The sequence below is a fragment of the Variovorax ureilyticus genome, from assembly GCF_050632185.1.
Lineage (GTDB): Bacteria > Pseudomonadota > Gammaproteobacteria > Burkholderiales > Burkholderiaceae_C > Variovorax > Variovorax ureilyticus_A.
This window is the reverse complement of the sequence record NZ_CP192579.1, coordinates 3,923,085-3,949,652: the sequence shown is the minus strand read 5'-3', so window position 1 is coordinate 3,949,652 and position 26,568 is coordinate 3,923,085. Positions and strand designations below refer to the sequence as shown.

24 protein-coding genes and 1 pseudogene are annotated in these 26,568 nt (G+C 67.6%); 10 read left to right on the top strand and 15 right to left on the bottom strand.

Annotated elements, in window-relative coordinates; translation table 11 throughout:
- Positions 1-77: 77 nt before the first annotated feature.
- Genes ACQ858_RS19465 through ACQ858_RS19440 form a run of 6 tightly spaced genes read right to left on the bottom strand, consistent with a single transcriptional unit; the run spans position 78 to position 7,054 of the window.
- Positions 78-473 (bottom strand): RidA family protein, encoded by a 396-nt coding sequence (locus tag ACQ858_RS19465; RefSeq protein ID WP_184530114.1) that lies wholly within the window; start codon positions 471-473, stop codon positions 78-80.
- Positions 470-2,089, bottom strand: coding sequence for an AMP-binding protein (locus tag ACQ858_RS19460; protein ID WP_431274213.1), 1,620 nt, complete (start codon positions 2,087-2,089; stop codon positions 470-472). Before ACQ858_RS19460 ends, ACQ858_RS19465 begins: the two co-directional genes overlap by 4 nt.
- A complete protein-coding gene (locus ACQ858_RS19455) occupies positions 2,086-3,363 on the bottom strand; it encodes an acyl-CoA dehydrogenase family protein (RefSeq protein ID WP_431274212.1) in 1,278 nt (425 codons plus the stop codon). Before ACQ858_RS19455 ends, ACQ858_RS19460 begins: the two co-directional genes overlap by 4 nt.
- A gap of 3 nt (positions 3,364-3,366) precedes the next feature.
- The gene (locus ACQ858_RS19450) at positions 3,367-4,221 is read right to left on the bottom strand and encodes an enoyl-CoA hydratase family protein (protein ID WP_431274211.1); all 855 of its coding nucleotides are present in this window, start codon (positions 4,219-4,221) and stop codon (positions 3,367-3,369) included.
- Positions 4,218-4,694, bottom strand: a complete 477-nt coding sequence (locus tag ACQ858_RS19445; RefSeq protein WP_431274210.1) for a MarR family winged helix-turn-helix transcriptional regulator — start codon at positions 4,692-4,694, stop codon at positions 4,218-4,220. The genes ACQ858_RS19450 and ACQ858_RS19445 overlap by 4 nt, the downstream gene beginning before the upstream one ends.
- On the bottom strand, positions 4,694-7,054 hold the full coding sequence (locus tag ACQ858_RS19440; protein ID WP_431274209.1) for a bifunctional salicylyl-CoA 5-hydroxylase/oxidoreductase: 2,361 nt from the start codon (positions 7,052-7,054) through the stop codon (positions 4,694-4,696). The genes ACQ858_RS19445 and ACQ858_RS19440 overlap by 1 nt, the downstream gene beginning before the upstream one ends.
- Before the next feature lie 107 nt (positions 7,055-7,161).
- Between ACQ858_RS19440 and ACQ858_RS19435 the strand changes: the two genes are divergently transcribed.
- Together ACQ858_RS19435 and ACQ858_RS19430 are read left to right on the top strand one after the other, a co-directional pair.
- A complete protein-coding gene (locus ACQ858_RS19435; RefSeq protein ID WP_431274208.1) occupies positions 7,162-8,430 on the top strand; it encodes a class I SAM-dependent methyltransferase in 1,269 nt (422 codons plus the stop codon).
- Positions 8,431-8,443: 13 nt separating this feature from the next.
- Positions 8,444-8,767, top strand: a complete 324-nt coding sequence (locus ACQ858_RS19430; RefSeq protein ID WP_431274207.1) for a DUF1840 domain-containing protein — start codon at positions 8,444-8,446, stop codon at positions 8,765-8,767.
- A gap of 105 nt (positions 8,768-8,872) precedes the next feature.
- On the opposite strand, the gene ACQ858_RS19425 is transcribed toward ACQ858_RS19430, so the two are convergent.
- The 4 genes from ACQ858_RS19425 to ACQ858_RS19410 all read right to left on the bottom strand — a co-directional run bounded on the left by ACQ858_RS19425 (position 8,873) and on the right by ACQ858_RS19410 (position 12,464).
- On the bottom strand, positions 8,873-9,889 hold the full coding sequence (locus ACQ858_RS19425) for a Bug family tripartite tricarboxylate transporter substrate binding protein (protein ID WP_431274206.1): 1,017 nt from the start codon (positions 9,887-9,889) through the stop codon (positions 8,873-8,875).
- Between the two features lie 87 nt (positions 9,890-9,976).
- Positions 9,977-10,441, bottom strand: a complete 465-nt coding sequence (locus ACQ858_RS19420; RefSeq protein WP_431274205.1) for a MarR family winged helix-turn-helix transcriptional regulator — start codon at positions 10,439-10,441, stop codon at positions 9,977-9,979.
- Between the two features lie 2 nt (positions 10,442-10,443).
- Positions 10,444-11,451 (bottom strand): alpha-ketoacid dehydrogenase subunit beta, encoded by a 1,008-nt coding sequence (locus ACQ858_RS19415; protein WP_431276904.1) that lies wholly within the window; start codon positions 11,449-11,451, stop codon positions 10,444-10,446.
- Positions 11,448-12,464, bottom strand: coding sequence for a thiamine pyrophosphate-dependent dehydrogenase E1 component subunit alpha (locus tag ACQ858_RS19410; protein ID WP_431274204.1), 1,017 nt, complete (start codon positions 12,462-12,464; stop codon positions 11,448-11,450). The genes ACQ858_RS19415 and ACQ858_RS19410 overlap by 4 nt, the downstream gene beginning before the upstream one ends.
- 192 nt (positions 12,465-12,656) lie before the next feature.
- On the opposite strand from ACQ858_RS19410, the gene xylF reads away from it, so the two are divergent.
- The 5 genes from xylF (at position 12,657) to ACQ858_RS19385 (ending at position 16,930) form a co-directional block, all read left to right on the top strand.
- Positions 12,657-13,679, top strand: a complete 1,023-nt coding sequence (xylF, locus tag ACQ858_RS19405; RefSeq protein ID WP_431274203.1) for a D-xylose ABC transporter substrate-binding protein — start codon at positions 12,657-12,659, stop codon at positions 13,677-13,679.
- A 124-nt stretch (positions 13,680-13,803) separates the two neighbouring features.
- On the top strand, positions 13,804-14,994 hold the full coding sequence (locus ACQ858_RS19400) for a sugar ABC transporter permease (RefSeq protein WP_431274202.1): 1,191 nt from the start codon (positions 13,804-13,806) through the stop codon (positions 14,992-14,994).
- Positions 14,991-15,758, top strand: coding sequence for an ATP-binding cassette domain-containing protein (locus ACQ858_RS19395; protein WP_431274201.1), 768 nt, complete (start codon positions 14,991-14,993; stop codon positions 15,756-15,758). Before ACQ858_RS19400 ends, ACQ858_RS19395 begins: the two co-directional genes overlap by 4 nt.
- Positions 15,759-15,776: 18 nt before the next feature.
- Positions 15,777-16,427 carry an ROK family transcriptional regulator gene (locus ACQ858_RS19390; protein ID WP_431274200.1) on the top strand — a complete coding sequence of 217 codons (651 nt, stop codon included), beginning with the start codon at positions 15,777-15,779 and terminating at the stop codon, positions 16,425-16,427.
- On the top strand, positions 16,349-16,930 hold the full coding sequence (locus ACQ858_RS19385) for an ROK family protein (protein ID WP_431274199.1): 582 nt from the start codon (positions 16,349-16,351) through the stop codon (positions 16,928-16,930). The genes ACQ858_RS19390 and ACQ858_RS19385 overlap by 79 nt, the downstream gene beginning before the upstream one ends.
- 5 nt (positions 16,931-16,935) lie before the next feature.
- Here the strand turns inward: ACQ858_RS19385 and ACQ858_RS19380 are convergent, their stop codons facing one another.
- Entirely contained in the window at positions 16,936-18,159 is a 1,224-nt protein-coding gene (locus tag ACQ858_RS19380; protein ID WP_431274198.1) for a helix-turn-helix domain-containing protein, read from the bottom strand.
- A gap of 131 nt (positions 18,160-18,290) precedes the next feature.
- Here ACQ858_RS19380 and ACQ858_RS19375 point away from each other — a divergent pair.
- Positions 18,291-20,398 (top strand): annotated as a pseudogene (locus ACQ858_RS19375) (PQQ-dependent dehydrogenase, methanol/ethanol family).
- A gap of 72 nt (positions 20,399-20,470) precedes the next feature.
- Here ACQ858_RS19375 and ACQ858_RS19370 read toward each other — a convergent pair.
- Complete coding sequence (locus tag ACQ858_RS19370) at positions 20,471-21,448, bottom strand: tripartite tricarboxylate transporter substrate-binding protein (protein WP_431274197.1); 978 nt, start codon at positions 21,446-21,448, stop codon at positions 20,471-20,473.
- 103 nt (positions 21,449-21,551) lie between these two features.
- Complete coding sequence (locus tag ACQ858_RS19365; protein WP_431274196.1) at positions 21,552-22,880, bottom strand: NAD(P)/FAD-dependent oxidoreductase; 1,329 nt, start codon at positions 22,878-22,880, stop codon at positions 21,552-21,554.
- Positions 22,881-23,044: 164 nt separating this feature from the next.
- On the opposite strand from ACQ858_RS19365, the gene ACQ858_RS19360 reads away from it, so the two are divergent.
- Together ACQ858_RS19360 and ACQ858_RS19355 are read left to right on the top strand one after the other, a co-directional pair.
- On the top strand, positions 23,045-23,788 hold the full coding sequence (locus ACQ858_RS19360) for an SIR2 family NAD-dependent protein deacylase (protein WP_431274195.1): 744 nt from the start codon (positions 23,045-23,047) through the stop codon (positions 23,786-23,788).
- Positions 23,789-23,900: 112 nt separating this feature from the next.
- A complete protein-coding gene (locus tag ACQ858_RS19355; RefSeq protein ID WP_431274194.1) occupies positions 23,901-24,341 on the top strand; it encodes a CBS domain-containing protein in 441 nt (146 codons plus the stop codon).
- Positions 24,342-24,449: 108 nt separating this feature from the next.
- Here the strand turns inward: ACQ858_RS19355 and ACQ858_RS19350 are convergent, their stop codons facing one another.
- Together ACQ858_RS19350 and ACQ858_RS19345 are read right to left on the bottom strand one after the other, a co-directional pair.
- A complete protein-coding gene (locus tag ACQ858_RS19350; RefSeq protein WP_431274193.1) occupies positions 24,450-25,043 on the bottom strand; it encodes a hypothetical protein in 594 nt (197 codons plus the stop codon).
- A 153-nt stretch (positions 25,044-25,196) separates the two neighbouring features.
- Positions 25,197-26,534 (bottom strand): cytosine deaminase, encoded by a 1,338-nt coding sequence (locus ACQ858_RS19345; protein WP_431274192.1) that lies wholly within the window; start codon positions 26,532-26,534, stop codon positions 25,197-25,199.
- Positions 26,535-26,568 lie beyond the last annotated feature (34 nt).

Genomic DNA, 26,568 nt, shown 5'->3' with positions numbered 1-26,568 from the left:
GTCCAAATCCCCCTCGCGCAACCAAATAAAAACGCCCACTTTTTCAAGTGGGCGTTTTCTTTTGTGGGTCGCCCGAATCAATCGGGGATGACAGCCGTGACCTCGATTTCCACCTTGGCGCGCGACTCGACCAGCGCCGCCACCTGCACGCAGGTCATCGCGGGAAAGTTGCGACCCATGGCGTCGCGGTACACCGGTCCGAGTTCGCCCAGGCGGCGGTTGTACTCATCGCGATCCGTCACGTACCAGGTCATCCGCACCATGTGCTCGGGCCCGGCGCCGGCCTCGCGCAAGACCTCGACGATGTTTCGCAGGGCCAGCCCCGTCTGCTCGATGAAGTCGTCGGATTCGAATTGCTGCTGGGCATTCCAGCCGATCTGTCCGCCCACGAACACCATCGTGCCGCGTGCGGCGACGCCGTTCGCGTAGCCTTTCGGAGGGGCCCAGCCAGGAGGTTGGAGGAGTTTGATCATGCGAGTTGCCTCAGTTTGAATCGTTGGAGTTTCCCGGTTTCGGTACGTGGCAGGCTCGCCACGAACGCGACCTCGCGGGGATATTTGAAAGGCGCGATGGTCGCCTTGACGTGATCCTGCAGCGCCTTGACCAACGCTGCATCGCCTGCGTGTCCGGGCTTGAGGACGCAGAATGCCTTGACGATCATGCCGCGCTCCTCATCCGTCTTGCCGATGACAGCGCATTCCGCGACGGCGGGGTGCTTGAGAAGCGCGTCTTCGACCTCGGGGCCGCCGACGTTGTAGCCCGCGGTGACGATCATGTCGTCGGCGCGCGACTGGTAGAAGAAGTAGCCGTCCTCGTCCTCGACGAAGGCATCTCCGGGATAGTTCCAGCCGTCCCTGACGTAGCTGGTCTGGCGCGGGTCGTCCAGGTAGCGGCAGCCCACAGGCCCGATGATGGCCAGCTTGCCGACCGTGCCGCGCGGAACTTCGTTGCCGTCGTCGTCGACGATCCTGGCGGTGAAGCCGGGTACGGCCTTGCCGACCGCGCCGCGGCGCACGTCTGCGCCGGCCGCGGAGATGTAGATGTGAAACACCTCGGTGCCGCCGATGCCGTCGAGCATCTCGATGCCGGTCGCCTGCTTCCACATCTGCCGCGTCGCGTCGGGGAGTGCTTCACCGGCGCTGACACTGATGCGAAGACTCGGCACGCCGTGCTGCTTCGCAAACGCGGTCATCTGGCGGTAAAAGGTCGGCGCCGTGTAGCAGATGGTGGCGCCGATGTTGCGGATGACCTGAACCATCGATTCCGGCGAGTACGAGCTGTCGTGGAAGTACACCGAAGCGCCCGCCCACATGGGGAAGATCAGGAGGCCGCCCAGCCCGAAAGTGAAGGCCAGCGGAGGTGATCCGATCACGATGTCGTCGCTGCGCGCCTTCAGGATATGGCGAGGCCATGTCTGGCACATCGCGAGCACATCCCGGTGCGTCGTGACCGGCGCCTTCGGCTTGCCTGTTGTCCCCGAAGTGAAGGCCAGCAGCGCAATGTCGTCCGCGGACGTGGGGCACGCCTTGAACACACCGCTCTTCGATGCAGCCCGTGCCGACAACGAATCCGGCGCGTCCGGCTGATTGAACGCGACGATCGTCTTCAGAACCGGATGCGCCTGCTGCGCCGTCTGCAGCTCATCCAGCAGCTTCCCGTCGCACAGTGCGGCCGAGGGCTGCGACTTCTCCAGGATCTCGCCCAGCTCCTTGGCCCGAAGCAGGGGCATGGTGGCAACCGCGATCATGCCGGCCTTGACCACCGCGAGCCAACCCAAGGCCATCGGGATCGAATTGCCGCCGCGCAGCAGCACGCGATTTCCGGGCACCAGCCCCAGGTCCTCGGTAAGCACCTGCGCGATCCGGTTGACCTCGACAGCGGCCTCGGCGTACGTCAGCGTCCGCCCCGGCGAGCGCAACATCGGCTTGTCCGCGAAGCCCTTGTCGGTCGCCCTGTCGAGCAACTCCTCGACCAGATTCAACTGATCAGGCAGCTGAAGCTCAGGCAGGTCGTACCGAAAGATCGGCAGTTGATCGGCCGGCGGCAGGCGGTCATGCACGAAGCGGTCGATTTGCGCACTGGCGGTCATGGTCGTTCCTTCTGCCCCCACGCTCCGCGTTGCGCGTCGTCGCTGCCTCCCGAAGGGGCAGTGCCCGCCTTGGGGCGGCCCGGCGCCGGGCGCAGCACTGACTTGCCGATGATGAGCTGCTGAACCTCCGTTGCGCCTTCGTAGATGCGCAGGGAGCGGATGTCGCGGTAGAGGCTCTCGACCTTGCTGCCGACCTTGACGCCGAGGCCGCCGTGCATCTGCAGTGCCATGTCGATCACGCGGCTCGCGTTTTCGGTGGCGGTCATCTTGGCCATCGCGGCGGCCGCGGTCAGGTCGCCGACGGCCGGCACGCCACGACGCTCGCTGTCATCGCGCATCCAGGCCGCGCGATAGGTCAGCAGGGCGCCGGCGTCGATCAGCGCGGCCATCTCGCCGAGCTTGGCCTGCGTGAGCTGGAAGTCGGCGAGCGTCTGACCGAACATCTTCCGCTTCTGCGAGTGCTGCACGCCCTCGGTCAGCGCGCGGCGTCCCATGCCGAGCGCGGCGCCGGCGACCGAGGCGCGGAAGATATCGAGCGTGCGCATCGCCAGCTTGAAGCCGCCATTCAATTCGCCGAGCTGGGCGCTCTTCGGAACCACGCAGCCGTCGAAGCGCAGCGTGGCCAGCGGGTGCGGCGCCATGACGTCGATATGCGACGAGGTGTCGAGCCCCGGCGTCTTCGCATCGACGATGAACGCGGTGATGCCGCGCGAACCGGCGGCCGGGTCGGTCTTGGCGAACACGCAGTAGAAGTCCGCGAGGCCGCCGTTGCTGATCCAGGTCTTCTCGCCGGCGAGGCGCCAGCCATCGGCAGTGGGCTCCGCGCGCATCGCCATGGCGCCGACATCGGAGCCGGCGTCGGGTTCGCTCAGCGCGAAGGCCGCGATCTTGTCGCCGCGTCCCACGGGCGCCAGATAGTTCGCGTGCTGCTCGGCAGTGCCCGCGAGCGTGATCGCGCCACTGCCCAGCCCCTGCATCGCGAATGCGAAGTCAGCCAGCGGCGAGTGGAAGGCCAATGTCTCGCGCAGCACCACGAGGGCGCGCGAATCGAGCCGATCGAGTGCACCGCCCGAAGCGGCGGGCACGCAGTAGCGCAGCCACCCGGCATCGCCGAGGCGCCGGACCCAGTCGCGGCAGGCGGCACGATCGTCGCGCTCGTCCACCGATTGCGCGCGCGCCCACGGCAGCAGATCATGCGCGAGCGCGCGATGCGCTTCGTCGAAGAAGGGCAGTTCAAGGTGGGTCGTCGAAGGATCGACAGCAGACGCGGCCATGGATCAGTCCCCCTCGAACACCGGCTTGCGCTTGGCCGCGAAGGCCTCGAAGGCGCGCTTGAAGTCCTCCGTCTGCATGCAGATGGCCTGTGCCTGCGCTTCGGCCTCGATGGCCTGGTCGATGGTCATGGCCCATTCCTGCGAGAGCATGGTCTTTGTCATGCCGTGCGCGAAAGTCGGGCCTTGTGCGAGCTCGCGCGCCATCGCGGTCGCGGCGTCGAGCAGGCCATCGCTCTCGTGCAGCGCGTTGAAGAAGCCCCAGGCCAGCCCTTCCTGTGCGTTCATTGCGCGGCCGGTGAAGAGGAGCTCCGATGCGCGCCCCTGGCCGATCACGCGCGGCAGCAGTGCGCAGGCCCCCATGTCGGCGCCCGCGAGTCCGACGCGCGTGAAGAGGAACGCGGTCTTCGTCCCCGGCGTTCCATAGCGGATGTCGCAGGCCAGTGCGATCATCGCGCCGGCGCCGGCGCAAACGCCGTCGATCGCGCCGACGATCGGCTGCGGGCAATGGCGGATCGCCTTCACCAGGTCGCCGGTCATGCGCGTGAACTCCAGCAACTCGGGCATTCGCATCTTGGTGAGCGGGCCGATGATCTCGTGCACGTCGCCGCCCGAGCAGAAGTTGCCGCCCGCGCCGACCACGACGATCGCCTTCACGTCGGTCGCGAAATACAGCGCGCGGAACAGGTCGCGCAGCTCCGCATACGAATCGAAGGTCAGCGGGTTCTTGCGCTCGGGCCGGTTGAGCGTGACCGTGCCGACGCCGTCCTTGAAGGACCAGGAAAAGTGCGTGGCCTCGTAGCCCGCCTTCGGATCGAACTGGGCGCGCATGGGGTTGTCAGCGCCGATGTAGTGTTTCATAGAGTCTCCGCCAATTGTTGATGTGAGTGCTGCTTGACCTTGCCGAGCAGCTTGTGAAGTTGCGCGATCTCCTTGGGGTTCAGCGCGGAGAACGCCTCGCAGATCCATGCCTCGTGCTGCTGCGCCATGTCGTTGAAGAGCTTGCGGCCGCGCGCGGTGAGGCGCACACGCCGGGCGCGGCGGTCGCCTTCGACGTCGACCCGCTCCACGAGGCCTTCGGACACCAGCTGGTCGGTGATGCCGGTGACGTTGCCGCCGGTGACCATCATGCGGCGCGAGAGCTCGTTCATCTTCAGCCCCTCGGGCGCGCGCTCGAGCTGAGACATGAGGTCGAAGCGCGGCAGCGTGGTCGCGAACTGCTCGCGCAGTTCGTTGCGGACCTGCTTCTCGATGAGCTGGGTGCAGGTCAAGAGGCGCAGCCAGAGGCGCAGCTCCTCCGGGTGTTCGCTGTGGGCGCGGGCCTCCAGGTCCATCAGTGGCTCTCTTCGGCCGCGGGGCGCTGCCCCGCGGCCATCGCGGCAGCGAGTTGCTGCTGCTTTGCGATCTCGCGGTACATCTGGTCCCGGCCGCTCAGGTACTGCTTCGGCCAGTCGACGTCACGGTTCTGCAGCTTGGCGGTCTCGTGCAACGTCCAGGCCGGGTCGGCGAGGTGCGGCCGCGCCAGGGCGCACAGGTCGGCGCGGCCCGCGGCGATGATGCTGTTCGCCTGGTCGGCGTCGGTGATCGCGCCAACCGCGATGGTGGAGATGCCGACCTCGTTGCGGATGCGGTCCGCGAACGGCGTCTGGTACATGCGGCCATACACCGGCTTGGCGGCGCGCGTGGTCTGGCCCGAAGACACGTCGATGAAGTCGGCGCCGGCCTCCTTGAAGGCGCGCGCCATCTCGACCGCATCGTCGGCCGTGTTGCCGCCCGGCGCCCAGTCGTGCGCGGAGATCCGCACGCTCATCGGCCGTTCCTTCGGCCATGCGGCACGCATCGCCCGGAACACTTCGAGCGGATAGCGCAGGCGGTTTTCGAGACTGCCGCCGTATTCGTCCGTGCGCAGGTTCGTCAGCGGGCTCAGGAAGGACGACAGCAGGTAGCCGTGCGCGCAATGCAGTTCGAGCCAGTCGAAGCCCGCCTCGGCGGCGCGCTTCGTCGAGGCGACGAACTGATCGCGCAAGAGGTCCATGTCGGCGCGCGTCATCTGCGCGGGCATCTGGTTCTGTTCGCCGTAGGGCAGGGCGCTCGCGGAGAGCAGCGGCCAGTTGCCTTGCGGCAGCGGCTCGTCGGTGCCTTCCCAACCCACCTGCGTCGAACCCTTCGGGCCGCTGTGGCCGAGCTGCATCGCGATCTTGGCGGTCGACTGCGTGTGCACGAAATCGACGATGCGCTTGAAGGCCGCCTGCTGCGCGTCGTTGTAGAGCCCGGTGCACCCGGGTGTGATGCGGCCTTCGGGCGTCGGGCTCGTCATCTCGACGAAGACCAGGCCGGCGCCGCCGAGTGCGCGTGCGCCGAGGTGCACGAGCAGGAAGTCCTGCGGCACGCCGTCGATCGCGCTGTAGGTCGCCATTGGCGAGACCACGATGCGGTTCTTGAGCGTCAGTCCGCGCACGGTCAGTGGCATCAGCATCGGCGGCAGCGGCTTGCCGCCCGCCAGCCATTGCTCGTAGCCGTTGAGCCAGGTCGCGTCGCGCAGGCGCAGGTTCTCGTGGCTGATGCGCTGCGAGCGCGTGAGCAGCGAGTACGCGAACTGCTCGATCTCCATGCCGGTGTAGCGCTCCACGTTCTCGAACCATTCGGTCGAGTTGCGCGCCGCGTTCTGGATCTTGAGCACTTCGACGCTGCGTCGTGCCTCGTAGGCGGTCAGTACCGCGTCGATGGCGTGGCCGGTGCCGAATTCATTCGCGAGGTCGATCGCATCTTCCAGCGCCAGCTTGGTGCCGGAGCCGATCGAGAAGTGCGCGGTGTGCGCGGCATCGCCCATGAGCACGACAGGCACCTTGCGGCCGTTCACGTCGATTCGGTGCGTCCAGTTCTTGCAGATGACGCGCGGAAAGCGGATCCAGTTCGCCGACCCGCGCAGATGCGTCGCGTTGCTGATGAGCTGATGTCCGCCGAGGTACTTCGCGAACATCTTCTCGCAGAAGGCGATCGCCTCCGGTTGCTCCATCTTGTCGAGGCCGTGGGCCTTCCAGACTTCCTCGGGTGTCTCGACGATGAAGGTGGAAGTGTCGTTGTCGAACTGGTAGGCGTGCGCCTGGAACCAGCCGTGCTCCGTCTCTTCGAACGCGAAGGTGAAGGCGTCGAAGGTCTGGTGCGTGCCAAGCCACACGAAGCGGCACTCGCGCAGGTCGATGTCGGGCTTGAAGACGTCGGTGTAGCGCTGGCGGATGCGGCTGTTGAGGCCGTCGCTCGCGATCACCAGGTCGGCGTTGTACTGCGCGGCGAGCGCCTGGTCGTCCGTGACGTCGGTCTCGAACACCAGCTTGACGCCGAGCGCGAGGCAGCGCTCCTGCAGGATGTTCAAGAGGCGCTTGCGGCCGATGCCGCAGAAGCCGTGTCCGCCGGAGCGCACCTGCCGGCCCTTGAAGAACACCTGGATGTCGTCCCAGTGATGGAACTCTCCCCCGATGAGCTTCGCCGTTTCCGGGTCGGCCGCGACCAGGTTGTCGAGCGTCTGGTCGCTGAGCACGACACCCCAGCCGAAGGTGTCGAAGGGGCGGTTGCGCTCGACCACGGTGATGTCGAGGGCCGGCTGCCGGGCTTTCATCAAGAGCGCGAAATACAGGCCGGCAGGGCCGCCGCCAATGCACAACACGCGGTGAAGGTTCGGGGTTGAGCTATTCATGGATAAATAGTTTAGACATAAACGATCTGGTGTCAACCCATGCTCGCACCGGGTTTGTCCGGGTACCCCAGTTGACGCGGTCGCGCGCGCTCGCAAGAATTAGTAACATGCAAAGCCTGTTACCGAAGATCGAGTCCCAGCTTTCCGCCCTGTCCGTCCCCATCACGCTGCGACTGCCAGACGGTCGGCAGGTTGCCAAGCCCGGGTCTCGTGTCACCCTGGCTTTTTCCGAGTGGTCCGCGCTCGCCAAGCTCGCGACCCGGCAAGTCGGCGCCATCGGCGAGGCCTATGTCGAAGGCCGCGTCCAGATCGAAGGCGCGATGCGCGATCTCATCGACGCCACCGTCAGCCTGCTGCCGGGCAATCCGGCCGAGACCAGCACCTCCTGGTGGAGTCGCCTGCAGCGCCGCGCCAAGTCGCACGGCGCGCACTCGCTGGGCAAGGACGCCCGGCAGATCGAGTTCCACTACGACGTCTCCGACGACTTCTACGCGCTGTGGCTCGATGCGCGCCGCGTGTATTCGTGTGCCTACTTCCGTGACGCGGCGATGACGCTCGGCGAGGCGCAGGAGGCCAAGCTCGACCACATCTGCCGCAAGCTGATGCTCAAGCCCGGCGAGCGCTTCCTGGACATCGGCTCAGGCTGGGGCGCGCTGCTGATGTGGGCGGCCGAGCACTACGGCGTGGACGCGACCGGCATCACGCTGTCGAAGAACCAGCATGCGCATGTGCAGCGGCTGATCGAAGAGAAGGGCCTTCAGGGCCGCGTGCGCGTGGAGCTGCGCGACTACCGCGAGCTCGATCCCGGCAAGCCCTTCGACAAGATCTCGTCGGTCGGCATGTTCGAGCACGTCGGCGCGGCGAACATGCCGGTCTACTTCCGCAAGATTCATTCGCTGCTCGTGCCTGGCGGCATGGTGCTGAACCACGGCATCACCTCGGGCCAGCTCGACTACAGGCAGCTCGGCGCCGGTATGGGCGACTTCATCGAGAAGTACATCTTCCCGGGCGGCGAGCTGCTTCACGTGACCCACGTGCTGCGCGAGACGGCGGCGGCGGGACTGGAGATGGTCGATACCGAAAACCTGCGTCCGCACTATGCGCGCACGCTGTGGGCGTGGTCGGACGCACTCGAGTCGCAGCTCGACAAGGCGCGCGAAGTGCTCAAGGGCGCCGGCGGCCGGCAGGGCGAAAACGCCGAGCGCGTCCTGCGTGCGTACCGGCTGTACCTGGCGGGTTCGGCGATGAGCTTCGAGCAGGGCTGGATCGCGCTGTACCAGATGCTCTCCGTCAAGCCGGACGGAGAGATCGGCGATGGCCCGATCCGCGGCGCGCAGTCGCCCTACCCGTTTGTCCGCGATTACATCTACAAGTAAAGAGAGGCAGGCCATGCTGTATCGATTCAACTCCCGTGCGACGCCGCCCTTCGTGATGCTCGAAGTCCACGCGCGCCAGCTGTTCGACATCATCGGCAAGGCGCCTGCGCCCAAAGGCGTCATCACCGTGGAACAGATGCCCGCGGCCATCACTGCGCTCGAGGCGGCGATGCGGCGCGAGGCGGCCAATGTCCACAACGACGACGACTACGCGGTCGAAGGACATGACAACGAAGCCGAGAAGCAGCACATCGGCCTGCGCCAGCGTGGGGCGCCGTTGCTCCACATGCTCAAGGACTCGCTCGCGGACAAGAAAGACGTGACCTGGGACGTTTAGCGGGCTCTCCCCCAGCCTCGCTCACTTCGTGTAGCTCTGCACCCCCTGCCGGGGGCAATGCCTGCGGCCCGGCGAAGCCGGTTCCGCGGCATTTCTGGCCTTTGGCTAGTCCACTTTTGCCCCGGACGCCTTGACGACCTTGGCCCATTTTTCGTGCTCGCTGGCGATGAGCTTGGCGAACTCGGCGGGTGTGTTGCCGCTTGGGATGGCGCCCTGGGCTTCCATCTTCTCCTTGATTGCCGGCGTCGAGAGCGATTTGGCGACTTCGTGCTGGATGCGGTTGATGATGTCCGGCGAGGTGCCGGCGGGCGCGAGCAGACCGAACCATGAGCTGGCTTCGTAGCCCTTGAGCAGCGGGCCGCCGGCTTCTTCGACGGTCGGTATGTCGGGCAAGGCCGGGGAGCGCTTCGCGCTCGTGACGGCCAGGGCCTTGAGCTTGCCGCCCTTGATCTGCTGCATCGACGAGGGCAGGTTGTCGAACATCACGTCCGCATTGCCCGCCACCATGTCCATGAGTGCCGGACCGGAGCCGCGGTACGGGATGTGCGTCATGTAGCTGCCGGTCATGCTCTTGAACAGCTCGCCCGCGAGATGGATGGAGGTGCCGCTGCCGCTCGACGCCATGTTGAGCTTGCCGGGGTTGGCCTTCGCGTACTTCACGAAGTCGGCCACGCTGTTGATGCCCAGCGCCTTCGCCTTGTCGACGTTCATTTCCATCACGTTCGGCACCGCGGCAACGAGCGTGATCGGCGCGAAGTCCTTGATCGGGTCGTACGGCAGCTTGGGGTAGAGCGCGCGGTTGATGCCGTGCGTGCCCACCGTGCCCATCAGCAGCGTGTAGCCGTCGTTCGGCGACCTCGCGACGATCTCCGCGCCGACGTTGCCGCCCGCGCCCGCCCGGTTGTCGACGATGAACTGCTGGCCGAAGGCCTTCGACAGCTCGGGCGCGACCGCCCGCGCGAGGATGTCGGTGGTGCCGCCGGGCGCGAAGGGCACGACGATACGCACCGGCTTGGTCGGCCAGGTGGACTGGGCGGCGGCGGAGCCTGCAACGAGGGTGAATGCGGCCAGTGCGGCGAGGTTCAGCGCGGTGCGGCGGCGCAGCGGAAAGGAATGGGACATGCGGGTTCCTGTGAATCGGATGCGGCCTCTTTTACAGGGGAAGAGCTTCCTTCGTCGCCGGTGGAAACCCCGGGCACCCGATGCAGTTCAGTCGGATGAGTCGGCGCTGCCCGCGACCGATGCGATGAGCTTGTCGAGCACGGCGTCGAGTTGCCGCAACTCGTCCGGCGCCACGCCGGCGAACAGTTCCGCCTCGCGCACGCGCGCTTGCGCGCGGACGGTGGCGAAGAGCACCTTGCCGACGTTGCTCAGATAGAGCCGGGTACGGCGCAGATCGGTCGGATCTTCGTGCCGGTGGAGCCGCTTGTGGCGCTGGAGGCCCGCGAGCGCGCGGCTCACCGCCATCTTGTCGAGCCCCGTCAGGTCTGCGAGCTGCGTGGCGGTGAGGCCCGGCCGCGCGCCCAGCAGAGCCATCGCGCGCCACTCGTTGAGGGTGAGCTGGTGCTGCCGCCCGACGCGCTGCTGGAACGGGCGTGCCGTCAGGTTGACGACCCGCACGAGCTTGAAGAAGACCGAGTCCGCCGAATCGTTCGGTTGCGGCGTGGCGGCCATGGTCATTCGCGCAGCGAACGCGCGACCTGCGCGATGCGCTCCGCGCTCACGCGCGATTGCGCTTCGAGCACCGGCGCATAGCCGACCGGGATGCGCGGCGCACCGAGGCGCGCGATGCGGCAGCCGGTCGCTTCCGCTGCTGTCGCGGCGATCTCCGCGCCGAAGCCGGCGGCCTGCACCGCCTCGTGGGCCACGAGCAGTCGGCCCGTGCGCGCGCAGGACGCGAGCACCGCCTCGCGGTCCCACGGCCAGAGCGTGCGCAGGTCGATCAGATCGACGTCGAGGCCCTCGGCGGCCAGCGTGTCGCACGCGGCGACGCATGCTTGCAGCTGCCGGCTCCAGCTCACCATCGTCAGCGCGCTGCCGCGGCGCACGTGCGCGGCCTTGCCGAGCGGAACCTCCAGCGAAGCATCCACCGGCCCCCGCGTGCCCCACAACGTCTTGTGCTCGATGTAGACCACCGGATCGCCGCAGCGCAGCGCGGCGCGCATCAGCGCGTGGTTGTCCTGCGGCGTCGAGGGGCACACCACCACCACGCCCGGCAGATGTGCGAACCAGGCCTCGAGCGACTGCGAGTGCTGCGCCGCCGAGGCATCCCAGATGCCGCCCGGCATGCGCGCCACCAGCGGCACGCGGCCCTGGCCGCCGAACATGAAGCGGTTCTTCGCCGCCTGGTTCACGAGCTCGTCCATGCCGCAGAGCGCGAAGTCGACCACGCGCATCTCGACCACAGGCCGCAGCCCCGCGAGCGCCATGCCAACGCCGGCGCCCATGATCGCGGCTTCGGAGATCGGCGTGTCGATCACGCGGTCGCTGCCGAAGGCCTGCTGCAAGCCCTTGTACTGACCGAAGATGCCGCCGCGTCCCACGTCTTCGCCGAGCACCACGACGCGCGGGTCGGCGTCCATCTCGCGCCGCACCGCGAGCGCGGCGGCTTCGGCGTAGCTGAGCTCGACGATCGCTTCGGAGCCCGCGCGGCCGCCGCCCTCGTCGCTGCCCATGTCCATCATGTCCACTGACCTTCTCCGGTGGTTTGAACGTCGCTGAAGGCGGCGGCGGCCTCGGGCCAGGGCGCGGCATCGGCGGCGGCGAGCGCGGCTTCGACTTCCGCGTGCGCCTCGTTCTCGATCGTGTCGAGCACGACGGTGTCGATGCTGTCCGCGAGCAGCGCGCGTGCGTGCGCGATCGGGTCGGTTTCGAGCGCGGCCGCGAGCTCGGCTGGATCGCGGTAGGCCGCGGGGTCCACCGAGACGTGGCCTTTCACGCGATAGGTGAGCGCGTGCAGAAGACGCGGCCCGCCTCCGGCGCGCACCTCCGCGACCAGCCGGCCCGCCGCCGCATGCACCGCGAAGACATCGTTGCCATCGACCTGAGTGGCCGCGATGTCCATCGCCTGCGCACGCGCCGAGGCGCCGTCGCCCGCGGTCATCGGGCCACTCGCGGTGGTGGCGCTCCAGCGGTTGTCCTCGCAGACGAACAGCACCGGCAGCCCATACACGCGCGCCCAGTTGAGCGATTCGAGAAACGGTCCGCGATTGATCGCGCCGTCGCCGAAGAAGCAGACGGTGATCGCGTCCTTCCTGAGCAGCTTCTGCGCATGCGCCGCGCCGATCGCGATCGGCAGACCCGCCGCGACCACGCCGTTGGCGCCGAGCATGCCGACCGAGAAGTCGGCGATGTGCATCGAGCCGCCCTTGCCGCCGTTGAAGCCGCACGCCTTGCCGAACAGCTCGCACATCATGCGCACGAGATCCGCGCCCTTCGCGAGCGTGTGGCCGTGGCCGCGGTGCGTGGAGGTGAGGTAGTCGGCCACCGCGAGGTGTGCGCAGACGCCGGCCGGCACCGCTTCCTGTCCCGTCGAGAGGTGCAGTGGCCCACGCACCTTCGCGGCGCCGGCCGCCTGCTGGCCGTAGGCGCTCACGCCGCCCTGGCTGGCCGCCTCGGCGGCGTTCTCGAAGGCGCGGATGCGCACCATCGTGCGGTAGAGCGCAATGCGCTCGGGCACCGGAATCGCAGTCTCCATATCGTCCCCAGCCCGCGCAGGGCATGCATTTGCGCAGAAATCGTATCGGCCGTGACCAATCCGGAAGTAGCGCATTTACCCGCAGGGATAGTCCCGATGCCGCTCGCGGCGCCGGGCTGCGATAGTTAGTTCGGCCCTCGAACTAACTATTTCTTCGAGCCATACCAACCCATCACAAGCCTGGAGACCCGCATGAAGCTCGCCCGCACCCTGACCTCCCTTGCCTTCGGACTGACCGCCATCGGGGCCTCTGCCCAGACCGTGGTGGGCGTGAGCTGGTCCAACTTCCAGGAAGAGCGCTGGAAGACCGACGAGGCCGCGATCAAGGCGCAGCTCGAGAAGCTCGGCGCGAAGTACATCAGCGCCGACGCCGGCGGTTCGCCCGAAAAGCAGCTCGGCGACATCGATGGCCTGATGTCGAAGGGGGCGAAGGCGCTGATCGTGCTGGCGATGGACAAGGACGCGATCCTCCCCGCCGTCAACAAGGCGCTCAAGCAGAAGGTGCCGGTGGTCGCCTATGACCGGCTGATCGAAGCGCCCGGGGTGTTCTACATCACCTTCGATAACGTCGAGGTCGGCCGCATGCAGGCGCGCGCGGTCTACAAGCTCCAGCCCAAGGGCAACTACGTGATGATCAAGGGCTCGCCGACCGACCCGAACGCGAATTTCCTGCGCGCGGGCCAGCAGGAGGTGATCGACGAGGCGGTCAAGAAGGGCGACATCAAGATCGTCGGCGACGAATACACCGAGGGCTGGAAGCCTGAAGTCGCGCAGAAGAACATGGAGCAGATCCTCACCAAGGTCGGCAACAAGGTCGATGCGGTGGTGGCCGCGAACGACGGCACGGCGGGCGGTGCGGTCGCGGCGCTCACGGCCAAGGGCATCCGGGGCATTCCGGTGTCGGGGCAGGACGCGGACTTCGCCGCGCTCAACCGCGTCGCGCTCGGCACGCAGACCGTGACCGTGTGGAAGGATTCGCGCGAACTGGGGCGCGAAGCCGCCTCCGCGGCCGTCGCGCTGGTGCAGGGCAAGCCGGTCGAGAAGGCCGCCGAATGGAGCGCCGGCGAGAAGAAGATCCCCCTGTCGTCGCGCCTGCTCACGCCGGTGCCGATCACGCGCGACAACCTCGACGTGGTCGTGAAGGCGGGCTGGATCAAGAAGGACGAGCTCTGCAAGGGCGTCCAGGCCGACAAAGCTCCCGCGGCCTGCAAGTGAGGCACACCCCCAGGCTGCGCGCACGGCGTGTCGCTTCGCCAACCCCTTGCAGGGGGCAACACCAGCGGCCCGGCGCAGCCGGTTCCGCGGTGTTTCACGCATCGAGGCCTAACCGTTCAACACCATGACATCGTCTCCTTCTCTCTGGCGCCGGACCGGCGTCGACCTCCGGCTGCTGCTCATGGGCGTGCTGCTCGTGGTGATGGCGGTCGTGTTCCACGTGCTCTCGGGTGGCGTGTTCCTGTCGCCCGAGAACCTCTACAACATCGCGCAGCAGACCGCGGTGGTCGGCATCGTCTCGACGGTGATGGTGCTGATCATCGTGGCCCGCCACATCGATCTTTCGGTCGGTTCGGTGATGGGCTTCGTCGGCGTGCTGGTGGCGTACCTGCAATACACGTCAGGCTGGTCGTGGCCGGCCGCGAGCCTCGCGGGGCTCGCGGTGGCGCTGCTGGTGTCGCTCTACCAGGGCGGGCTCACCGCGGTGCTGGGCGTGCCGTCGTTCGTGGTCACGCTCGGCGGGCTGATGTCGTTTCGCGGCGCCGCCTTCCTGGTGGCGGACGGCAAGACGCAACCGGTGAACGACGAGTTCTTCCAGCGCCTGGGCGGCGGCTACGACGGCGGCATCGGCACGACCGCGAGCTGGGTGCTCGCGGTGCTCGTCGCCATCGTTCTCTTCGCCCGCATGCTGCAGAAGCGCCGTGCGCGGCAGCGCCACGAGATGCCGGTCGAGCCGCTGTGGATCGAGATCCTGCTCACTGCGGTGCCGGCCGTGATCGTGCTCGGCTTCGCGGCCGTCATGAACAGCTACCAGATCGCCTCGAAGACCGAGCCGCAGGGCATGCCGATCCCGGTGCTGATCTGGGCGGCGGTCGCGGTGACGTTGTCGTTCATCGTGCACCGCACGCGCTTCGGGCGCTACGTGTTCGCGATGGGCGGCAATCCGGATGCGGCGGCGCTGGTGGGCATTCCGGTCAAGCGCGTGACGCTGATGCTGTTCGCGCTGCTCGCGGTGCTGGTGACCATCGCGGCCATCGTCTCCATCGCGCGCCTGAACGCGGGCACCAACTCGCTCGGCATCGGCATGGAGCTCTACGTGATCGCCGCGGCCGTGATCGGCGGCACCGCGCTCGCGGGCGGCAGCGGGTCGATCCTCGGCTCGGTGCTGGGCGCGCTGATCATGCAATCACTCGACAGCGGCATGCTGCTGCTCGACGTGGCGATCGGCAAGCGCATGGTGATCATCGGGCAGGTGCTGATCGTGGCCGTCGTGTTCGATGTCCTCTATCGCAAACGCTTCGGAGAAACATCTTGAGCGCGCCGCTTGTCGAACTGCGCAACATCCGCAAGGCCTTCGGCGGCGTGAAGGCGGTGGACGACGTCAGCGTCAATCTCTATCCCGGCGAAGTGGTCGCGCTGCTCGGGCACAACGGCGCGGGCAAGTCCACGCTGATGAAGATGCTCGCAGGCGCGTACCCGATCGATTCGGGCGACACGCTGATCGCGGGCGAGAAGGTCAACATCCGAACGCCCTCCGAAGCGCAGGCGCAGGGCATCGAGACCATCTACCAGACGCTCGCCCTCGCGGACAACCTCGATTCGGTCGCGAACCTCTTCCTCGGCCGCGAGAAGCTCACGCCCTGGCGCACGCTCGACGACCACTTCATGGAAGGGCAGGCGCGCAAGGTCTTCCAGCGCCTCAACAAGAACTTCACCAACATCCGCGTGCCGGTGCGGCGGCTGTCGGGCGGGCAGCGACAGGTGGTGGCGATCTCGCGCGCGCTGTACTTCAACGCGCGCATCCTGATCATGGACGAGCCCTGCGCGGCACTCGGGCCCGAAGAGACGGCGATGGTCGGCGCGCTGGTCAAGCAGCTCAAGGCCGATGGCGTCGGCATCTTCCTGATCACGCACGACATGCCCGACGTGTTCGGCCTGAGCGACCGGCTCGCGGTGATGAAGAACGGCAGGCTGGTCGGCACCTACCGCACCGCGGACGTGACCGAGGACGAAGTGCTGGGAATGATCATTGCGGGCAAGCGTCCCGACGGCAAGGCGCAGGCCGAGCACGCGACATGAACGCGGCGTAGGCGCGGCATGAAGACCAAGGGCGACCAGCAACTGGTCAAGCGCATCAACCGCAGCGTGCTGCTGCGCCCGGTGCGCGCGCAGCCGGGCCTGTCGCGTGCGCGGCTGGCGGCGGAAAGCGGGCTGACCAAGTCCACCGTGAGCCTGCTGGTGCGCGAGCTGCTCGACGACGGCTGGCTCGAAGAGGCGGGCGCTTCGGTCGCCGACGGCATGGGGCGGCCCTCGACGCCGCTGCACATCAACGTCGGCGTGCGGGCGCTGGTCGGCGTGGAGATCGCGATCGAGGTGCTGCGCGTGGTGTGCGTCTCGCTGCAGGGCGACGTGCTGCATTCCGATGCGCAGCCGCTGGCCGATCACACGCCTGCGGTGGTGTGCGCGCAGGTGGCCCGCATGGTCGCGGCCGCCCATCGTCATCTGCTCGCATCGGGGTTGCGGCTGTCGGGCATCGGCGTCGGCGTGCCGGGAGCGGTGCACGATGCGACCGGCGTGGTGCGCTTCGCGCCGAACCTCGGCTGGCGCGACGTCGACCTGCTGCCGCAGCTCTCGGGGCGCTCGCGCGCGAAAAGGTCCCGGATGTGGCGGTGCAACTGCAGAACGATGCCGATGCGGCGGTGCTCGGCGAGTTCGAGTTCTCGGACGGCGAGGGCGAGGACCCCTTGATCTTCGTGAGCTGCGACGTCGGTGTCGGCGCCGGCATCGTGCTCAACGACCGGCTCTTCATCGGCGCGCAAGGCATGGCCGGCGAGATCGGCCACACCGTCCTGCAGATCGACGGGCCGCGGTGCTCGTGCGGTCGCCTGGGCTGCGCCGAGGCTTTCATCAGTTCGCGCGCGCTGGAGCAGGCGGGCGGCGACACACGCCGCGCCGCGCGCTATCTCGGCGTGCTGCTCCAGAACCTCTGGGTGACTTTCGAGCCGCGCGCGATGGTGGTTGGCGGCAAGTCGTGCGAAGCGCATCCGGAGTTCCTTCGCGGCGCGATCGACACCGTTGCCCGCTACGCGCAGAGCGCGGGGCTTGCGCCGCCGGTGATCCGTTCGCCGCGGTATGGCGCGTGGACGCCCGCGGTCGGCGCTGCCGCACTGGCCTTGCACGAATACCTGCGGCCCTTGCGCACGGACGCTCAGGCGCGGCGCGTCCGCCCGGCTGCGGAATCGCTGGCCTGAATCCATCAGCCCGCGTCGCGTTCGCGCAGGCTGTTCAGGTGTCGGTACAGCGTGCCGCGCGACACGCGCAACTGGCGCGCGGCGTGCGAGATGTTGCCGCCATGGAGGGCCAGCGTGTCATCGATCAGTTTGCGGCTGTGTCCGCGCAGCGTTCCGTCTCCGCCGTGCGTTGATGGCGGCGCGTCGACTGTCTGTTGCGGCGGTGCGTCCGCCGCTCGGGCCTTCTCATCCGGCAGCGGCATGGCGACCGCATGGCCGAAGTCCACGCCGTCGTGCCCCTGCAGCCGCGCCTGCAACCACACGCCGAGCCCGCTCGCGAGACGCACCGGCTGCGCGACTTCCCTGCGCGTCAGGCGCAGCAGCGCGGCGAGGTCGAGGCCGAACAGCATCTCGACATCGCACGGGCCCGCCTCCGGCACGCCGCCGATCAGTCGTGCGCCCGCCGCATTGAGCCACTCCACGGTGCCGTCCGGCGCGATGCCGGCGAGCGCCTCGATCGGCGTTCCGAGCAGAGCGGCGCTGGCCTGGAAGCGCAGCACGAGCCGATCGGGCGATTGCGCGAGCATCAAGCGGTTCTCGATCGTGGTCGCATAGAGCGCGACCATCGACGCCGCATCGAAGCCGAAGCGGCGTGCCTCCACGGTGAGATCGAGCACGCCCGCGAGTTGTCCGCGCACATCGCGGATCGGCGCGGCCGCGCATTGCATGTGGTGCAGGTACTCGAAATAGTGCTCGGCGCCATCGACGGTGCAGGCCTGCCCGGTGGTCGCGACGATGCCGGGCGCGGTGGTGCCCACCACGCTTTCGGCGATGTTGACGCCGATGCGCGCGGTCTTGCGCAGGATCGGTTGCTCCACCGTCCCCGGATGCTGCGTGACGTGCACGATCACGCCCTGTCCGTCGGTCAGCAGCACGCGGCAGTCGGTGCCGGAGAGAGAGCTTTCCATGCCGACGAGTTCCTGCCGCGCGGCGTCGAGCAATTCGCGGTTGCGGCCCATCGTGGCGTGCAGCCGGCTCGGCGTCACCGCATCGAAGGCGATGACGCGCTGCCGGTCGGCGTGGATGCGGGTGCAGCGCATCCACGACTGGATGACCGCTTCGCCCACGAGCCCCGAAGGACGCACGCCCTCCTCGAAGAACTGCTGCCGCGCGAGCGCCACGCGCTCCGCGGGCGACCTTGCGAAAAGCTGTCGGGGGCCACCCGCCGGGTTGCGCGTCGACAAGGACACTTCCGTCTCCAGAGTGGGGAAAGATGCCGAATCTGTTCCGCAATGGAACAGTCGGGGTCTAGGGAAATCCCGAGGGTGAACAAAGCGCGCCGGCGGACCATTCTTCGGCCACAACGACTGGAGACGACACGATGACCAAGACTCACGCCCCGCTGGCGCTGGGCGCATTGCTGTGCCTGGGAGCCGCTGCAGCCGTGGCCCAGCCCGCGAAGGGATCTCCGGAGCACATCAAGGCCGCGACGCAGAAGGTGGACGGGGGCTTCATCCGCGCCAATGCCGCGAAGACGCCTGACTGGCCGAGCTACGGGCTCGACTACGCCGAGACGCGCTTCAGCAAGCTCGACCAGGTCAACGCGGCCAACGTGAAGGACCTCGGCCTCGTGTGGTCCTACGACCTGCAATCGACGCGCGGCGTCGAGGCCACGCCGCTGGTGGTGGACGGCATCATGTACGTCACTGCCTCGTGGAGCGTAGTGCATGCGATCGACGCCCGCACCGGCAGGCAGCTCTGGACCTTCGATCCGAAGGTCGATCGTGCCAAGGGCTTCAAGGGCTGCTGCGACGTGGTCAACCGCGGCGTGGCGATCTACCAGGGCAAGGTGTACGTGGGCGCGTTCGACGGCCGCCTGATCGCGCTGGATGCGGCCACCGGCAAGGTGGTCTGGGAGAAGGACACGGTCATCGACCATGCGCGCTCGTACACCATCACCGGTGCGCCGCGCGTGGTCAAGGGCAAGGTGCTCATCGGCAACGGCGGCGCGGAGTACGGCGTGCGCGGCTACATCACGGCCTACGACGCCGCCTCGGGCGAGCAGAAGTGGCGCTGGTTCGTGGTGCCCGGCGATCCGTCCAAGCCCTACGAAGACGCATCGATGGCCAAGGCCGCGAAGACCTGGGACCCGAGCAACAAGTACTGGGAATCGGGCGGCGGCGGAACGCCCTGGGATTCGCTCGCGTTCGACCCCGATCTCAACCTGCTGTACGTCGGCACGGGCAACGGCTCGCCATGGGCGCGCAGCCAGCGCAGCCCGAAGGGCGGCGACAACCTCTACCGGCGTCGATCGTCGCGCTCAATCCCGACACCGGCAAATACGTGTGGCACTACCAGGAAACGCCGGGCGACAACTGGGACTACACCTCGACCCAGTCGATGATCCTGGCCGACGTTAAGCTCGACGGCAAGCCGCGCAAGGTGATCCTCCATGCCCCGAAGAACGGCTTCTTCTTCGTCGTCGACCGGACCAACGGCAAGTTCATCTCCGCCAAGAACTTCGTCGACGTGAACTGGGCCACGGGCTATGACAAGAACGGCCGGCCGATCGAGGTCGCCGCGGCGCGCGACGGCACCAAGCCCAACGACACCATCCCGGGTCCGTTCGGCGCGCACAACTGGCATCCGATGTCCTTCAATCCGCAGACCGGGTACGCCTACCTGCCGGCGCAGCACGTGCCGATCAACCTCATGGACGACAAGGACTGGAAGTTCAACGAGAACGCCCCCGGCCGCCCGCATGCGGCGCTGGGCTGGAACCTCGCCAAGTTCGCCAACGTGCAGCCGCCCGAGAGCAAGCCGATGGGCCGGCTCGTCGCCTGGGACCCGATCGCCCAGAAGGCGGCATGGAGCGTCGACTACGTTTCGCCGTGGAACGGCGGCACGCTCACCACCGCCGGCAACCTCGTGTTTCAGGGCACGGCGGACGGGCGCCTCGTCGCCTACAACGCCAAGACCGGCGAGAAGCTCTGGGAGACGCCGACCGGCACCGGCGTCGTCGCGGCGCCCGCCACCTACATGGTCGACGGCAAGCAGTACGTCTCGGTCGCGGTCGGCTGGGGCGGCGTCTACGGCCTCGCGCAGCGCGCCACCGAGCGGCAGGGGCCGGGCACTGTCTACACCTTCGCGATCGGCGGCAACGCGCCGAAGCCGGCATTCGTCGAGTACCGCATGGGCAAGCTGCTGCAGGGCGTGAAGTACGACCCCGCGAAGGTCGAGGCCGGCACGATGCTCTACGTGAGCAACTGCGTCTTCTGCCATGGCGTGCCCGGCGTCGACCGCGGCGGCAACATCCCGAACCTCGGCTACATGGACCCGGCTTTCATCGAGAACCTCGACAAGTCGCTCTTCAAGGGCCCGGCGATGCAGCGCGGCATGCCCGACTTTACGGGCAAGCTCACGCAGGAAGACGTCGACAAGCTGAAAGCTTTCATTCAAGGGACTGCGGACGCGATACGCCCGAAGTAGGCATCAGCCCAAACAGAAAAGGCCCCGTGAGGGGCCTTTTCTTGTTAGCGAAACCTCCTTGGGGGTGGTCAATCAATCCGCATAAACGCCCGCAGCCTTGATGATCGGGCTCCACTTCGCAATCTCCGCCGCCACGAACTTCTTGTGTCCTTCGGGCTCGATGCGGCCGTCATTGGCGACCACGGCGCCCAGACTTTCCTGCCGCTTGATGAACTCGGGGTCCTTCAGGGCCGCTTTCAGCGCATCGTTGAGCTTCTTGGTGACGGCCGGCGGGGTGCCCTTCGGCGCATAGAGGCCGTGCCAGATCGTGACCTGGAAGTCCTTCAGGCCGGCTTCCTGCAGCGTGGGCAAGTCTTTCAGCAGCGGGGTGGTGAGCCGCTTGGACGTGGTCACCGCGAAGGCCTTCACCTTCTTGCCCTCGATATGCGGCGAGGTGTTGGTGGTCTGGTCGCACAAGAGGTCGATCTGGCCGCCCATCAGGTCGGTGATGGCCGGCGCGGTGCCCTTGTATGGCACGGGCGTCATCTCGGTCTTGGTGGCGCTCTGGAAGAGCAGGCCGCACAGGTGCGAGGCCGAGCCCACGCCCGCGTTGCCCAGGTTGATCTTGCCCTTGTTGGCCGCAATCCAGGCGGACAGTTCCTTGTAGTTGTTGGCCGGCAGGTTGGGCCGCGAGATCAGCGTCATCGGCACGTCGTTCACGATGCCGAGGTACTCGAAGTCGGTCTCGACCTTGAAGGGCACATTGCGCACCAGCGTCGGAATGGTGGACATGCCGATGTGGTTGAGCAGCAGCGTATAGCCGTCCGGTGCCGCGCGCGCGACCTTGGCGGCGCCGATCGAGCTGCCGGCGCCCGGCACGTTGTCGATCACGATGGTGGCGCCGCCCAGGGGCTTGCGCAGCGCTTCGGCCAAGTCGCGGGCCACGCGGTCGGTCGGGCCGCCGGCGGCGAATGGCACCACCATGGTGATGGTCTTGGAACCAGGGAAGTCCTGGGCATGGACGCCGGCGACGGCCGCGGCGATCGCCGCGAAGGCGAACAGTCTCTTCATAGTCTCTCCGAATGCGAATGGAGTCAGCAGGTGGACGGCAATGTTATCGACTGACTTGCCGCTGACTCATCGCGTTATCCCCCTAACCATGCCCTGCCGCGGGTCACTCGTTCCTGAGGACGGTCTCGCCGCGCAGCGGGCCCATGTCGCGGATGTTGAAGCGGTGCCGCTTCCAGCCGCCCACGGTGCGGCGCCAGTTCACGATCGAGATGAAGTAATAGAGCACCTTGAACATGAACAGCGACCGCCGGTAAGCCGGCCCGTGGTGGATGTCGGCGGCCAGCAGCGACATCAGCCCCTGCTTGGCGTTGAAGACATTGTTCGGGTGCATGAACATGTCGCGGATCGTCGGGTTGGTCACCCGGTAGATGAACCACGAATAGTCGCGCGGCCCGACGCGCATGCGCTTTTCAATCGCCTTGCGCGCCGCAGGCAGCTCGGCGGGACGGTCGAGCGCGGTCTCCACCAGCTTCGCGCCGTCGAACGCGCTCTGCATCGCGAGGAACACGCCCGAGGAGAACATCGGATCGATGAAGGTGAAGGCGTCGCCCACCATCAGGTAGCGGTCGCCGGTCGCGTGCGTGCTGGAGTAGGAGAAATTGCCGGTGGCGTGCACCATGTCGTCCACCAGCGTGGCGTCCCTGAGTCGGTCGTGCAACTCGGGGCACATCGCGATGGTGTCGAAGAAGTAGTCCTTGAGCGGCTTGTCGCGCGCCTTCAGGTAGTAGGCCCAGCACACCGCGCCCACGCTGGTGGTGCCGTCGGCGAGCGGGATGAACCAGAACCAGCCGTGTTCGAACCAGCAGATGCTGATGTTGCCCTCGCGCTTGCCTTCGAGCCGGCGCGCGTTGCGGAAGTGGCCGAAGAGCGCCGTGCTGTTGTGGTCGGGATTCTTGTGCTTGCTCTTGAGCTTGTTGGCGAGCACCGTGTCGCGCCCGCTCGCATCGACCACGAAGCGCGTGCGCCAGCTGCGGCGGGTGCCGTCTTCGAGCGTGGCGTGCACCGTCGCGCCGCCGTCGTCGAAATCCACCTGCCGGACACGGGCGCCTTCGAGCGTCACCGCGCCCTGTTTGGCCGCGTTTCGGAAGAGCAGCTCGTCGAGCTCCGAACGCCGCACCTGCCAGGCCGAATCCTTGCGCGGGTCCCAGCCTTCGGAGAAGTCGACGTAGCTGCGGTAGTCGAGGTCGGGCGGCACGAACTCGATGCCGAACTTGGGCATGCCGATCCTGTCGACCTCCTCGCGCACGCCGAGTTTCTCGAAGAGCTCCACATTGCCGGGCAAGAGCGATTCGCCGATGTGGAAACGCGGGTGATGGTCCTTCTCGAGCATCACGACGCGGCGGCCCTGCCGTGCCAGCAGCGTGGACATCGTCGAGCCCGCGGGACCTCCGCCGATCACGAGGACGTCGCAGTCTGGCTGGCTTGCTTGCATGGTCTTCCCTTTCCTGTTCGCGGTTGAAATCGTTGAAATGACGCGGGTGCGGATTGTGCCGCCGGCCCGCGCAGCACCTGCCCGCAGCGCCGCGCATTTTCGGCGATCGACCACGCGCGCCGCGTGCAAGAATCACGGCCCTGCCGGATGCCCTGAATCGAGCGATGACCGAAAGCCGTGAACCGATCGCGACCGCCATTGAGTTGCTGCGCGAGGCCCGGCGCATCGTCGTCCTCTCGGGGGCGGGGCTGTCGAAGGCCTCCGGCATCCCGACCTACCGCGATGCCGATGGCCTCTGGACGAGCCAGAACGCGCTGCAGTATTCGCATGCGGACGATCTCGCGCGCGATCCGGCGGGGTTCTCCAGGTTCTGGGCAGAGCGGCTCGCGGTCGTCGAAAGTGCGCGGCCCAATCCCGGCCATCTGGCGCTGGCACAGCTCCAGCGGCTGCGCCCGGCGACGCGGCTCATCACGCAGAACGTCGACGGGTTGTTGACCGTCGCGGGCTGCCTGGATGTCCTCGAGCTCCATGGCTCGCTGCGGCGCTGGCGCTGCGACCATTGCGGCAACCGCCGCGGCCCGTGGCTGCTCAACCGCTGCAAGCGCTGCGGCTCTCGCGCGCGGCCCGATGTCGTGATGTTCGGCGAGATGCTCAACCAGGGCGTGCTGCTGGATGCCAGCACGGCCGCGCAGGCGTGCGACGTCTTCATCGTGGTCGGCAGCACCGCGGTCGTCTATCCGGCGGCCGAGCTGCCGCTTGCGGCGCTGTCGGCGGGCGGCCGGCTCATCACGCTCAACATGGAGCCGCTGCACCTCGACGCTTCCGCCAGCGCCGTGTTGCGGGGGGCGGCCGAGGAGCTGCTGCCGCGGCTGGTGGCAGGGCTCGGTCATTCGGGCACAACGTCCTGAACTGAAAGTAGCACTCCCGTCGTAATCCCGGCATCGCCGGCGATGCATTGGCTTGTGAGCGCCGTGCGGGCCGCGCAGAATGGAAGCGCTTGCCATCCCGGAGGACGAAAGCATGAAAACAGTGGCTGAGATTCTCAAGGCCAAGGGCAGCTCGACGGTGCACTCGATCGCGCCGTCGGCGACGGTCTTCGACGCCGTCAAGCTGATGGCCGAAAAAAACGTCGGTGCGCTGCTGGTCATGGAGGGAGAACGCATCGTGGGCGTCGTGACCGAGCGCGACTATGCGCGCAAGGTCGTGCTGATGGCGCGTTCCTCCAAGGACACGCCTCTGCGCGACGTGATGACCACCGCCGTGATCTACGTGCGGCCGAGCCAGACCAGCGAGGAATGCATGGCGCTCATGACCGAAAGCCGGGTGCGTCACCTGCCGGTGCTGGACAACGGCAAGCTGGTCGGGCTGATCTCGATCGGCGACATCGTCAAGGGCATCATTTCGGAGCAGAGTTTCATCATCGAGCAGCTCCAGCACTACATCGCCGGAGAGCACAGCTGATCCGGCCACACCCCGCGCGGCCATGCATGACGCGAGCCCGAACTTCGCGGCCCTGCTCGACCGCATCGAGGCGCCTGCGCCTTTCATCCTGCTGGACTTCGGCTGCGCTCAGTCCGCCGCTTCGCCGCCCCTGATGCCAGGGCTGCGCGCCAGCAGCTGGCGCAGGCGATCGCGCAGCACGCCGATCGACCGGTCGGTCTCGACGGCGGCATCCCATTGCCGGTAGATCGCCCGCTCGCGCTCGAGGCAGTGGCCCAGCGCGGCGATGTTGCGCTCGTTGTAGGCCCAGACGCCCCGCACCACGAAATTGGCCGGCGTCCCGGAATCCGGGCGCGGCGAGACCGCCACCGCCTCGGCGCCGATCGCCTCCAGCAGCGCGGAACGCGCGAGTGCGACGTTCATGCCGTCGCCGTGCAGTTCGATCTCGCGGCTCAGCAGGTAGCTCACCGCCTGCAGCCCCTGGAACTGCTCGGCGAGGAAGGCGGTGACCTCGAGCAGCACGAGGGGGCCGAAATTCCGCTTCTCCTTCTTCACGAAGGCCGAAGGGAGAAAGCGCTGGATCAGCACTTCGGTGCCGTCCCGGTTGACGGTGACCGGGTCGAGCGTGCCCAGGAAGGTCCCGCGGTCATGGACCTCCAAGGGCTCGCCGAGCCTGTAGTGGCGACCGTCTTGTCCGGTGATCCGCAGTTTCTCAAAAGCCATCGTGTCTCGCGCCGCTCGGCGCATGCCTGTTGCGCGTTCGAGAATGCCATGGCGATGCGGTCCGCTGCCGCCGGCGGGGGTGCGCGGTCCGCCATCACCGTCAAGACCGCACGAAAGAGCGTGAAAGTTGCGGCGGACTGTTGCAATCCGTGATCAGGCCGTCATCAGATCGTCGAGCATCCGGTAGTCCGGCAAGGTGGTGTCGATAGCCCGGCCCGAGCGAACGACCGTGCGGTCGAACTGCGTGCGCGACAGCATCTCCGAGTAGTTGCGCGCCTTGAGCACGAGGAAGTCCGCGCCGGCGCCCGCCTTCAGCACGCCCCGGTCGATGCCCATGATCGCGGCCGGCGTCTCGGTGGCGGCCCGGATCCAGTCGCCCAGCGGGTGGTCCAGGTGCAGGATCTTCACCGCCTGCGTGAAGGTGTCGAGCATGTCGTGGTCGCCGTAGGCATAGAAGGGATCGCGGCAGTTGTCGCCCGCCACCGCCACGCGCAGGCCGCGGGCCTTCATCTCGTGCAGCACGGTCACCCCGCGCCAGCGCGGCGTCCGGCCGGTCTGGCTGCGGTCCTGCAGGTACATGTTGACGGTCGGCAGGCTCACGATGTCGATGCCGGCATCCCGGCATGCGTCGAGCGTCTCCTCGATGAATTCGTCGGTCTGCAGCGCCAGCGCGGTGCAGTGGCCGCAGAGGATGCGGCCCGCGAAATCTTCGGCGACCGCGGTCCGTGCGACGCGGATCAGGGCGCGCGCGTTCGGGTCGGTCGATTCGTCCACATGCAGGTCCAGGTCGAGCCCGCGCTCCGCCGCGAGCCGGAACACGCGCACCAGCGCTTCGTCCATGTCCGGCGGCATCGTTTCGGCCGGAAAGCGGCCCGAGCGCGTGACGCAGCCGAGCCGGCCGCCGCTCTCGGCCACGATGTCGGCGAGCTGGCGGCCCTCGTCCGCGAGGAAGATGTCGAGCGGCGCGATCGACGACACCTGCAGGTCGATGCGCCCCGCCCAGCGTTCGCGCACCTCGCGAAAGACCGGGAACGAGATCGACGCCTGCGGAGCCAGCGAATCCAGATGCGTGCGGATCGCGACCACGCCCTTGGCGTAGGCCGTCGCGAGGCCGAATTCCATGCGGCGGCGCACGTCGTCCGCGGTCCAGCGGGCGGTGCGGTCGCGCATCGTGGCGGCCGAGGCGCCCGCGCCGTCGCCGGTCGGGTTGGCCTGGCGCGGCCAGATGTGGCCCTTGTCGAGGTGGGTGTGGCAATCGACCATGCCGGGCAGCACCATCGATGCGTCGAGGTCGGGGCCGAGTTCCGCAGGCATCCGGCCCGCGGCGTCGATGGCGGCGATGCGCCCCTCGTCGACCAGCAGGTCGATGGCGACGAGATCGGCCGCGCCGTCGTCCGGCGGGAGATCGGCCTGCACGAGGCAGCGGGGCGCGCGCAGATTGCGCAGGGCGTAGCGGGACGCGGTGGGCGGCTGGAAGAACGAGTGGGTCATCGAGAAGATGCCGCAAGGACCATGCCCGCGCCCC